Origin of the sequence: Adlercreutzia muris, from assembly GCF_008831045.1 — a bacterium.
In the GTDB taxonomy this organism is placed as follows: Bacteria; Actinomycetota; Coriobacteriia; order Coriobacteriales; family Eggerthellaceae; genus Adlercreutzia; species Adlercreutzia muris.
Genome location: NZ_WAJS01000009.1, coordinates 78135 through 90031, shown reverse-complemented (window position 1 = coordinate 90031; position 11897 = coordinate 78135). Strand labels below are relative to the sequence as shown.

Genomic DNA, 11897 nt, shown 5'->3' with positions numbered 1-11897 from the left:
TCACCTGCAGGGTGTCGCCCACCATGAAGCGGTCGCCGTCGTGCTCCTCGGTGTGCTCCTTCAGCTCCACCTTCACGGTGGTCTGGATGTCGGCCGCGGGCGGGTCCTTGGGCAGCACGGGGGTGGGCGCGGCCGGCGGGAACTTGCCCGTATCGGGATCCTTGTCGCCCGCGCCCACCACGACGATGTCCGCGTCGGGCACGAGGGCCTCCGGGGGCACGGGCTCCTCGCCGGGGGCGAGGTCGTCCTCGTCCTTGCCGTAGCCGCCCGAGCCAGAAGGCTCGTTCGTTATCTCGGGGAGCCTGCCGTCCTCGGGGCGGTCGCCCAGGCCCTCGTTCTCCCCCACCGTGGCGCGGAAGCGCACCGAGGTGGACTGGCCGCCGTACACGGTGCCGACGCCCTTGGTGAGGGTGGGGGCGACGTAGCTGAAGTCCGACGGCTCCACGTCCGCCCAGCCCAGGCCGTCCCAATCGAATCCGTTGTAGAACGCGGCCGTGCCCAGGTCGTACTTGTCGGAGTGGGTCGCGTAGTTCGAGGCGATCTCCACCGATTTGGCGTCGAAGGACAGGCGTGCGTCGATGGCGTCCTTGAGCTCGGCGGCCTGCCAGGCGGAACCGGGCGTGAGGTTCAGGCCGGTGACCGTGTACTCGATCACGTCGCCGGGGCGCGGCGGGGTGATCGCGCGGTCGGGGGCCGTCCGGGCCGACGCGGCGAGGGCCTCGCCCTCCCCTGCGGCCAGCGCCGCCAGGCCGCGCGCCGCGAGGGCCGCGGCCGGCTCGCCGGCGGCCTCGCCGAGAGCGGTCAGGTTGCGCCAGGTGAGGCGGATCTGGATCTGGGGCTTCAGGGACGGGTCGGGGGTCACGTTCACCGTGAGGATGTACTTGATGCCCGTGAACAGGGCGTTGGCCTTCTGCTCCAGCGTGATGACCGAGGTGCCGCAGCTGTTCACCTGGATCTGCAGCTTCCCGTCCTCGTCGAGGACAGGGTTCCCGTCCTCTCCGCGCACCAGGTCGGCCACGGCCGTGTTGGAGGTGGTGAAGCCGCCGGGGGCCGACGAGTTGGACGTGATGGCCATCTTGAAGAAGTCGTCCACCTCGGCGTCCGCCCTGTGGAAGTCGCCGTAGCTGACGTTGATGGTCTTGCGCACCACCTGCATCTTGCCCGTGGGGTTGTCCGGGTCGGTGCCGCCGGGGCCGGGCGCGGGGTCGGGCGTGTCCTCGACCTCCACCTTGTCGGGATCGTCGGGGGCGACCGTGCCCTCCGGCTTCACCGGCACGATGGTGGTGGGCTTGGAGGCCTCGGTCCTCTCGTCCTCGGGGCTCTCCTCGGTGCCCTCCACGTAGTTCTTGTCCGGGATGTAGCGGACGGTCACCTCGTGGGTGTTGCCCTGGCCGGACGTCCCCAGCACGTCCAGGGCGCCGTCCAGGTTGGTGGGGTCGAGGAAGTACTCCACCTGGGTCTCCCAGCGGTTCGCCTCTCCCGCGATGGCGGCGGAGGTGTTCTCGTCCTTCTCCTTTGCCCCTTCCTTGATGGTGAGGCTGGATCCCGGCGCCTTCTCCATGGCCTCCTCGGTCAGGGGAACGGGCTCGCCCACCGGCTTGCCGTCGATGAGCACCTGGAACTTGCCCGTGGGCGCCTTGCAGGTGACGGCCGTGCCCTTGGCCGAGCGCACGGTGAAGGCCACGCGCAGGTGCGTGCCGGGGTCCTTGTCCGTCTCCTTCACCAGCTCGTAGCCGTAGCTGCCGTCGCCCTGCTTCTTCAGGCGCACCCAGGCGGTGCCGTCCTTCTCGGCGATCTTCAGCACGGCGGGCACTTTGCGCACCTCAGACCAGCCGGTGATGCGGTGGCCCCAGTAGGCGTTACCGAAGGTGCCGGTAGCATGCTCCTTCGATACGAGCTGGAATTTGAAGACGCCGCTGTCCGCGGGCATCTTTCCCTCTTTGATGACCGGGGCGCCCTCGATGGGCAGCTCATCGCCAATGGCCGCATAGGCCTGATAGCTGACTTCTACGGCATCGGGGTCGTCGAGGATCTTGCCGTTGGCCTCGAAGGGCGAGGTGTCAATGGGATTCTCGCCCACGTTGAACATCTCGAACTCCAGGCCGTCGTAGTCCTTGGAGAGGCCGGAGAAGTACTCTTTCTGGTCATCGGGGAGCTTGTCGATGATGATGTCGATGTAGCGCTTGAGCGTGGAGCCGGCGCTCCCGCCCACCTCCTCCACGTACATGGGCTCGATGTGGTGCTCCTCGCCGGCATCGTCGCGGTAGGACATGGTCACGGTCACGTTCTTGCCCGTGGCGCTCTTAGGCAGCCACAGGTACAGCTGGCCCTCGTTCAGGTACGAGGGGGCTCCGTAGTCCTGCGTCTGATTGTCTACTTCGAGTTTCCACTTGGTGATGGGAACGGTCTTGTTCTCGCCGGTCCCGAACTCGCTCGACAGGTCAATGGTGAGCATCTGCACCTTGTCGGTGTCGGGCAGGTACTTCCGGTCGGCCGCAACGGGATCGTTCGGATCTCCCCCGGCAATGCGCACCACATCGTCCCAGGTCTCCACCCCCTGGGTGTTGTAGGCGGTGTCGCCGAAGCCTTGGAACATATTCACGTTGCTGACGCGTACCGAGCCGCCGGTGATAATTGTGTAGCCGAGGCGGGCTCCGATCTCAAGGAGGCGCGGAGGGCCGCTGCCGTAGGTGACGGTCGCCAAGAGCGTTCCGCCGGTCACGCGGATGATGTGGTTCTTGTTCGAGGCGGGGCCGTGGCCGCAACTCTGACCGAAGGCGTTGCCATGGCCGCCGTTGTGGGCATCGACGAACCCGCTATTCAGGGTAATATCGCCCGCAACGGTATGGTAGTTTTCCAAGTTAGGATATTGCACATCACCCGTATTGAACTCGGTTGTCACGGTATCGATGAAGCTGTAGCCGTGGGAATTCTCTTCCTTCTTTAGGATATCGATCGCATCATCCTTTGCGGTGCAGTCCATATTGGAGCTTGTCGTGAAGTAGCCAAGACCCGATCCGATGCCCGATCCGCAATAGCCCGCCGTGGCCTTGATGCGGCCTCCGTTGATAGTGATGACGGTTCCGGAGCCGCCCGCTCCGCCACCGATGCCGGCACCATTGGAATAGGAGAGGTTGCTGCTCGTGGAGGTGGCGGTAATGCGCCCACCATTGATGATGATGGTGCCGCTGTTCTCCTTGGGGCCGCCGCCGATGCCGGCCGACTGACCGCGGCCAACGGCTGTCAGTTCCCCGGGGTTCTTCGCATCCATCTCGGTAGGAGCGCTTCCCGCCGAGAGCTTCTGGCCACCGATGAGGGTAACATCTGAGCCGATGAGGCCATTGACGGGGGTGACGATGTTGTTCGATGTGTCGAGATTGCGCACCTCGTCATCGATGACGAGCACCGATCCCCAGCCGCAGCGAATGCCGGGCCAGCCGCTGTTAGCGCTTACCGTTGACTCGAGGGTGTTGCTCGTGCCGCTCGCGAGCGTTAGGTGCAGCATGGTCTTGCGACGGATCTCGTCGGCGGTGGCGGCCTTGCGCTGGTTCTCCGGCGCTTTTCCGTCGTTGTCGGCAATATCCTTTACGTTGTTGACCATGTTGATGGGCGCTGAGGTAGTGCTCTGGATGGTCACGCCGGCCAGGGTGAGGTCGGCATGCACGCCGGCATCGATCTGGATCGTCTGAGCCGTCGTGGTCACGCCGTCAGCCATCTTCACCGTGAGGGGCTTTGAGCTGAGAATGTGCAAGATGCCATCGGCGAAGGAATAGTCGGTGCCATCGGTGCCGCCGTTGATCTGAAGCTGGCAGCCCACCGGTGTGACCCACCCTCCATCGCGGGGTACGGGATCGCCAGCGGGAGTGGCCGCGTCTGAGGCATCGAGGGCAGCCGTTGCGGCCCGCTGCAGGTATTGGCCGGCCGTCGTCACGGCTTGAAGAACGCTCTCTGTCTGGGAAGCGACCTCGTCCTGCAGTGTTTGATCTGACGGTTTAGCGTCCACGTCAGCGAGGGGCCCGTCGAACGCCCCTTCGCCTGAGCTGCTCTCAGAACTTAGGGGGGGGGTAGGCGTATTTTCCTCGTCCGCGAAAGCAGTGAGCGCCGTGGTGGGCATCATGAGCCCGCAGGCGAGCACGGCGGCCAGCGCTCCGCGGAGGAGCTTGTGCGTTTTCCTCATGTCGGTCATCTCCTGGCTCTCTATCGACGAAAGCGCCGAACATGCCGTAGCCCTGTTGTTGCGCCTTCGTTACCAAGCTGTAGATAACCATTGATTATATACCGACCCGCTGATCAGGAAAAGAGCAAGTTCGCCATAAACTGCGGGAAGCCGCGCAACGGCGGCTTCCCGGGGGACCGTGGTCTGTCACCCGGCCCGAGCGGCGCCAGGGCAGGCCCCTGGCGCCGGCGTTCTGTGAAATGCGAAGTCTAGCCCTCGTGGCGACGGCGCGGGGTGCGGCCGGCGCGACCGGGACGGTTGTCCTCCCGGCGCTCGCGACGCTCGCCATGGCCGTGACCGCGCTCGCCGCGGTCCTCGCGACGGGCCGGGGCGCTGCCCTCGGGGGCGTCCGGCTTGTCCAGACGATCGAGGGAGATCTTGCCGGTCTTCGGATCCACTTCCAGCACCACGACCTTGATGACATCGCCCAGGTTCAGCACGTCCTCCACCTTCCCCACGCGGCCGTTGGCCACGCGCGAGATGTGCAGCAGGCCGTCCTTGCCGGGGGTCAGCTTCACGAAGGCGCCGAAGTCCTTGATGCCGACGACCTCGCCCTCGAACTCCTCGCCCACCTCGGGTTCCTTCACGATGCCCAAGATCATGGCCTTGGCGGCCTCCATGGCGGTGCCGGATACGGCGCCCACGTGGATGGTGCCGTCCTCCTGGATGTCGATGGAGGCGCCGGTCTCCTCCTGGATGCCGCGGACGACCTTGCCGCCAGACCCGATGACATCGCGGATCTTGTCCACGGGGATCTTGATGGTCTCGATGCGCGGCGCGGTCTCCTTCATCTCGGCGCGGGGGCCGTCGATGGTGGCGAGCATGGCCTTAAGGATGTGGGCGCGGCCATCGTGGGCCTGCTTCAGGGCGCGGGCGAGAATCTCCACGGACAGGCCGCGGGCCTTGTTGTCCATCTGAAGCGCGGTGATGCCGTTGGGCGTTCCGCACACCTTGAAGTCCATGTCGCCGAGGAAGTCCTCGATGCCCTGGATGTCGGAGAGCACCACCACATCGTCGCCCTCCTTGATAAGGCCCATGGCCACGCCGGACACAGGGGCCGAGATCGGCACGCCAGCGTCCATGAGGGCCAAACAGGAGCCGCAGGTGGAGGCCATGGACGACGAGCCGTTGGACTCCAGCACCTCGCTCACCACGCGGATGGCGTAGGGGAAGGCATCGGTGTCGGGCAGCACCGGCAGGATGGCGCGCTCGGCGAGAGCGCCATGGCCCACCTCGCGGCGCTTCGGGGCGCCCATGCGGCCGGTCTCGCCGGTGCAGTAGGGCGGGAAGTTGTACTGGTGCATGTAGCGCTTGCCCTCTTCGGGCCAGATGGTGTCGAGGCGTTGCCACTCGTTGAGCATGCCGAGAGTGCACACGGACATGACCTGGGTCTGGCCGCGCTGGAACAGGCCGCTTCCGTGAACGCGGGGCAGGTAGCCCGGCACGATGTAGAGCGGGCGGATCTCGTCGGCGCTCCGGCCGTCGACGCGCTCGCCGGTCTCGATGATCATGGCGCGCATGGCCCGCTTCTCCAGGGACTTCAGCGCGGCCTTGATGTCGCTGCCCCAGGCAGTGCGCTCCTCCTCGGTGAAGTCGTTCTCGGTGATGGCGGCCTTGAGCTGTTCCACCTTGCCCATGCGGGCGGCCTTGTCGGCGTCCTTCAGGGCCGCGGACATCTCGGCCAGGTGCGCGTCCACGCGCTCGGCCACCGACGGGTCGGCCATGTGGATCTTGTACTCCATGGGGGTGGGGTTCACGCGGGCGAGGAAGGCGGCCTGCTTCTCGCAGAAGGCGGCGATGGCCTCCTGGCCGAAGGTCATGGCGGCCAGCATGTCCTCCTCGGAGATCTCGTCGGCGCCGGCCTCCACCATGGAGATGTAGTCGGCGGTGCCGGCGATGGTCAGCTCCAGGTCGGAGGTCTCCATCTCGGTGTTGGTGGGGTTCACGATGAACTCGCCGGTCTCGGCATTGCGGCCGATGCGCACCGCGGCGGCCGGCCCATCGAAGGGGGCGCCGCCCACAAGCAGGGCCGCCGAAGCGCCGGCCACGCAGATGGTGTCGGGCAGGTGCTCCTCGTCGATCACAAGCGGGGTGGCAACGATGTGCACCTCGTTCTTGTAGCCGTCGGGGAAACCGGGGCGGATGGGACGGTCCACCATGCGGGCCACGAGCGTACCGTGGTCGGACGGCTTCGCCTCGCGCTTCAGGTAGCCGCCGGGGATACGGCCCACGGCGTACATCTTCTCGATGTAGTCGACGGTCAGGGGGAAGAAGTCGTAGTCGCGCTCCTGGCTGGAGACGACGGTGGTCACGAGCACGCTCGTCTCGCCGCAGGTGACGAGCACAGCTCCCGTGGCCTGCTTGGCCAGCTCGCCCGTCTCCAGACGGTACTGCTTGCCGTACAACTCGAATTCTTCGACAATCTTGGTCATGTCTTCTTTTCTTTCTCTTCTCCTCCGCACCTCATTGCGCGGAAGCTCCTTCGGGTTCGGGCTACTTATATTCCCCCGCCCCCGCGACCGCGGCGCACCCTTGCGCCTACGACCGCTCTATACAGCAAACGGGGCCCCGAGGGGCCCCGTACCTGCTCGAACTAGATGTTGTCGCGGATGCCGAGCTTCTTGATGAGCTCGCGGTACTCGTCGATGTTGCGGTTCTTGATGTACTTCAGCATACCGCGGCGCTTACCGATGAGCATCATGAGGCCGCGACGGGTGTGGTTGTCCTTCTTGTGCACCTTCAGGTGCTCGGTGAGGTTGCGGATGCGCTCGGAGAGGATCGCCACCTGTACCTCGGCAGAACCGGAGTCCTGCTCGTTCTTGCCGAACTCGCGCATGAGCTCGGCGGTGCGCTCCTTGGAGATGCTGTCCTTGTTGGCCATGATTGCCACCTTTCTTCTGCGGGAATGCCCCGCGTTCCTTCGCCGCTTCCTGCGGCTTTTCCTTGTCGTCGGCTCCGAGCGGGAAAGCGGGTGGCGCATTCGAGCTAGGGGCCGATGGGCTGTTCGCACAGCTTGCCCAGTATAGGCGAGCACTCCCCCATCCACAAGGCCCCATTCCGCCAGCGTCACCGTATCTGCACAGGGAGCGGCGGCCCGACGGCGTCTCGCGGGCCATGGTCGGGCGGCGAGACGCCGGAAGCGCAAGGGCCCCGCCCTTGCCGCCGCATCAGAACAGGCCGCTCGTGAAGAGGAACTCCAGGGACTTCAGGGGGCTGCCCACGTGGGCCCGCACGAGGGCCTGAACGAGGTGCAGCACGGCAAAGGAGGCCGAGGAGTCGGCCGGCCCAGCGGCCAGGGCGTCGAAGGGGCTGCCGAGGAAGTACTGGGCCCAGCACAGGGTGGCCGCCTCTACGGGAACCGTCTCCAGGTGCGGGCGGCAGGCGGGGCAGACCGCACCTCCCTCGATGGCCGAGAAGGGCACGCGAGCCCCCTCTTCCAAAGCGATGGGGGCGCCGCAGCCCACGCAGGCCTCGAGGCTCGGCCGCAGCCCCGAGAAGGCGAGCAGCTTCACGAGCGCGGCGGCGGCCAGGGCCAGGCGGTGGTTGTCATCGGCGGTATCCATGACGTCGAGGACCCGGGTGATGGATTGGAACAGCCGCGGATTTTCCAGGCCGTTCTGGGCCACGCGACCGGCCAGCTCCAGCAGGGGCAGGGCCGCGGCCGAGGCCTCGATGCCGCGACGCAGCGGGTCGTGGGCGCCGGCGAGCCGCGCCTCTTTCACAATGTCGAGGCTGCGGCCGCGGGCGCACAGAAGGTCGACGACGCAGAGGGGCTCAGTGCGGGCGGCGAAGGAGCTGGTGGGCTTGCGGGCCCCCTTGGCCACGGCCCGGGCCAGGCTGCCGTCGGCGGCGAGCAGGGTGAGGATGAGGTCGCTCTCCCCCAGCTTCGTGCGGCGCAGCACCAGGGCGCGCAGGGGATAGGTGGGCTGGGACACCACTCGCGCCGCCCTAGGGCAGGGTGATCTCGGGATTGGCGTAGGAGATCTTGTCGTTGTCGTTCCAGACCAGGCCGCCCTCGAGGGTCACGGGGTTCTTGTCGTCGTAGTAGGTCTTCTCGCCGAGGCCGAAGGGGAACTTCACCACCTCGGACTTCACCGCCACCACGGTGTAGCTCACCTCGCCATCGCCCTTGTAGGAGGTGCTCTTCACTTCCTTCACCAGGTAGGTGCCCTCCTCGGTGGTCAGCGTGGCCCCGGGCAGCACGCCGATGGTGAGCTCGCGCAGCTCGGCGGCGCGGGACTTGGCGATGTAGAGCGTGACGGTGCTGCCCGAGTTAAGCTCGGTGCCAGCCTCCGGGTCGGTGGAGACGGCGGTGCCCTCCTCCGCATCCTCGGTGTAGTAGCGCTGGACATCCGCCTCGTAGCCCTCGGCCTCCAGGGCCGCCACGGCATCGTCGCGGGAGGAGCCCGCCACATCCGGCACGGTGAAGGGCACGGCCACGGTGAGGGTCACGGGGTCGGTGGACAAGAGAGCAGTGCCGGCCTCGGGGGCCACGGCGAGCACGGTGCCAGTGGCCTCGTTGGACTTCTCCTCGGTCACCTCCACGCTGGAAAGACCCTCGGCGGCGAGCAGGTCGACGGCCTCCTGCTGGGTGAGCCCCGCCACGGCGGGCACCGTGCGGGCCACGGCCACGGTGAGCTCCACGGTGCTCCCCTCCTCGGCCCGGCCCCCGTCGGGGGCGGCGGCCAGCACGGTGCCCGGGGCCTCGTCGGACTTCTCCTCGGTCACGGCGGCGGCGAACCCCTTATCGGCCAAGGCGGCCTCGGCCTCGGCCTGGGGAAGCCCCACGACGGAGGGGACGGTCTTGCCGCCCCACATCTCGGCCATGTAGGTGCCCGCCGCGGCGACACCGCCGACCACGATGAGGGCGATGAGGGCGCCGATGATGAAGGGGACCTTGGAGCGCGGCGGCCGGGCCTGGGCGGTCGGCGGCGCGGCGGCCTTCTCGGTTGCGGGGGTCTTCTTGTCCGAGGGGCCCTTTGCCGGTGCGGCGACGGTCTTCGGGCTCTTCGCGGTATCGGTCCGGGTCGCGTCCCCCGGCTCGGCACCGCGGGCCTCGGCCCTGGCTGCGGCCGCCTTGGCGCGCGGGTTCCCCGTGGCGGAAGCGCTTCGGGGGGCCATCGCCGCCGTCTCGACCCCGGCCGGGGCCGCCGGGGCCGATGGGGCACCAGCGGCCTCCAAAGGACCGGCGCCGGTAGCCGGCGCAAGGGCGCCTGCGGGCTCGTCTTCCGTGGCGGCCTCGGCCTCGGCGGTGGATGCGATGGCGCGCTCCCCCACCGGCACGATGCCCGTCTCGGCCGCGGGCAGCTCCAGGGCGCCGGGCTTCAGAGCCGCCGTGGCGTCCGGGGCTGCGGGTGCCGGCTCGGCCCCATCGGCCTGCTCGCTGGCGGCGGCCATCTCAGCCGCGGCGGCCTCCGTTGCGGCCAGCATGGCGCCGGCGGCCAGGGCCTCGTCCGCCTCGGGGGCGTGCGCGACCTCGGCGGCCTTGCGCTCTTCCCGGGCGGCCGCAGCCGCGGCCAGCCGTTCCTCGCGGGCGGCAGCCGCAGCCGCCTTGCGCTCCTCGCGGGCGACCTCGGCGGCGGCGCGGGCCTCTTCCCGGATGCGGCGCGCCTCCTCCTTCTGCTGGGCCTTGGCGAACTGGCGCTCGAGCTTGCGCTGCTCGCGGTCGCGCTTCTTCTGTTCCCGCGGGGACAGGCCCAGGGTGTAGTTGCGGGCCCGAGGCACGTACTCGTCGCGGACGACGGGGATCTCGGCGGTGTCGCCGGCGCTGCTCGCGGGCGCAGGGGGCACATAGCTTGAGTCCACGAGGCGCTCGAAGCCGGAGAAGTCAGGCTCCCGCGGGGGCTCGGGCAGGGGATCGACCAGATCGGCCACGGAAGTGCGCGGCGCGGCGGGCACCACTTCGGGCACCGTGGGGCGCGCGGCCGGCTTGGCCTCGGGCACGGCGATGTCGGGCACCTTCACCACCGGCGGCACGGCCCCGAGCGCCTCATCGCGGCGGCGCTCCGCCTCGGCCGGATCGGGCACGGCGGGAATGCGGTCGCTCGAGAGGAACACGTGGCCGCACTCCTGGCAGAAGGGGGCGTCGTCGGCGTTATGGAACGAGCAGCGGGGGCACTTCATCTACAGCTCTCCTCAAAGGTATGGTTGGGGAGAATTGTAGCGCAGATATACCGCCTACGCACCTTCTCCGTAACCGAATCGGCGAATTTGATTCGCGTCGCGTCGCCAGTTCTTCCGCACCTTCACCGACAGGTCCAAAAACACCTTGGATCCCAGGAGAAGCTCCAGGTCGCGGCGGGCCTCGGTGCCGATGCGCTTGATGGCCGCGCCGCGCTTGCCGATGATGATGCCCTTCTGGCTGTCGCGCTCCACGTAGATGACCGCGTAGATGCGGTAGAGGTTCGGCTTCTCGAACTCCATCTCCTCCACCCCGACTCCGATGGCATGGGGCACCTCGTCGAAGAAGTTGCGCAGCACCTTCTCGCGGATGAACTCGGCCACCATCACTTCCAGGGGCTGATCGGTCTCCATGTCGGCGGGGAACCACGCCGGGCCCTCGGGCAAGAGGAACTGCACCTCTTCCACGAAGGCGTCCACGTTGCGGCCCGTGGTGGAGGAGAGCCCTACCATGGCGTCCCAGTCGCACAGTGCCTCGGCCGCCTCGCGCTGGGCGCTGATCTGGGCATCACTGACCATATCGGTCTTGGAGAGCACGCAGATCTTCGCCGAGCCCTTCGCGGCCCGCACCTGTTCGGCCACCCACTCGTCCCCTCGGCCGATGGGCTGGGAGGCGTCGATGAGCATGGCCACCACGTCCACGTCCTCCAGGGCCTTGATGGCCGAGGTGTTCAGCTCCTCGCCGAGGGCGTCCTTGGGCTTGTGCAAACCCGGCGTGTCCACGATGATCATCTGCATCTCGTCGGTGGTGTACACAGCGCGGAAGCGGTGGCGCGTGGTCTGGGCCGTGTTGGAGGTGATGGCGATCTTCTTCCCCATGATGGCGTTCAAAAGCGTGGATTTGCCCGCGTTGGGACGTCCCACCAGGGTGACAAATCCGCTCTTGAAGTCGGGGTTGGTGGGGAACGAGCCCCCCATGGGGTTTTCAGCGAAGTAGGCGTCGAGGTCCACGGGTGTCCTTTCGGGTTGCCGCCCGCGAGGCGGACGGGAGCGTGCGGGGGTCGGAGCGGTCAGAGGGTCAGGGAAGAAGGGCCAGCAGGTGCGGGGCGAACACGATGAGCCCCACCGCCACCGAGCCCGCGGAGGCCAGAAGCACGGCCCCGGCCCCGGCGTCCTTGGCGGCCCGGGCCAAGGGGTGCCAGTCGGGGCTGGCCAGGTCGGTCACCGATTCCACGGCGGTGTTCACCACCTCGGACACGGCCACCACCATGATGGCCAGCACGACGGCGAGCCATTCGGTCCGCGAGATGCCCAGGATAAGGCCGGCGGCCACGGCGAGGGCGGCCACGGCGAGCTGGATCTTCAGGTTGCGCTGGGAGGCGAAGGCGTAGGCGATGCCGCGCCCGGCGCAGCGGAAGGCGCACAGCAGCGGGAAGCGCCCCGTGCCGGCGGAACGGCTGTCGGCGGCGGTGCGCACGAGGCGCCCGTCGCAGCCGCAGCCGCCCTCGGCGGGCGGGACGGTCTGGGGGGCCGGGGCCGAAGTGGGGCGATCGTCGGGCAC

General features: G+C 68.0%; 6 protein-coding genes and 1 pseudogene. All 7 read right to left on the bottom strand.

The window, feature by feature from the left end; translation table 11 throughout:
- Window positions 1-3931: pseudogene (locus tag F8D48_RS04250) on the bottom strand (hypothetical protein); the annotation flags it as partial.
- A 494-nt stretch (window positions 3932-4425) separates the two neighbouring features.
- Window positions 4426-6648 (bottom strand): polyribonucleotide nucleotidyltransferase, encoded by a 2223-nt coding sequence (locus tag F8D48_RS04245; protein WP_151430082.1) that lies wholly within the window; start codon window positions 6646-6648, stop codon window positions 4426-4428.
- 161 nt (window positions 6649-6809) lie between these two features.
- The gene (rpsO, locus tag F8D48_RS04240; RefSeq protein WP_035021466.1) at window positions 6810-7097 is read right to left on the bottom strand and encodes a 30S ribosomal protein S15; all 288 of its coding nucleotides are present in this window, start codon (window positions 7095-7097) and stop codon (window positions 6810-6812) included.
- A gap of 286 nt (window positions 7098-7383) precedes the next feature.
- Window positions 7384-8154, bottom strand: a complete 771-nt coding sequence (recO, locus tag F8D48_RS04235) for a DNA repair protein RecO (protein WP_240806219.1) — start codon at window positions 8152-8154, stop codon at window positions 7384-7386.
- A 10-nt stretch (window positions 8155-8164) separates the two neighbouring features.
- Window positions 8165-10339, bottom strand: coding sequence for a PASTA domain-containing protein (locus F8D48_RS04230; protein WP_151430081.1), 2175 nt, complete (start codon window positions 10337-10339; stop codon window positions 8165-8167).
- A 54-nt stretch (window positions 10340-10393) separates the two neighbouring features.
- Complete coding sequence (era, locus tag F8D48_RS04225) at window positions 10394-11314, bottom strand: GTPase Era (RefSeq protein ID WP_151430090.1); 921 nt, start codon at window positions 11312-11314, stop codon at window positions 10394-10396.
- 100 nt (window positions 11315-11414) lie between these two features.
- Window positions 11415-11897, bottom strand: a complete 483-nt coding sequence (locus F8D48_RS04220) for a diacylglycerol kinase family protein (RefSeq protein WP_240806218.1) — start codon at window positions 11895-11897, stop codon at window positions 11415-11417.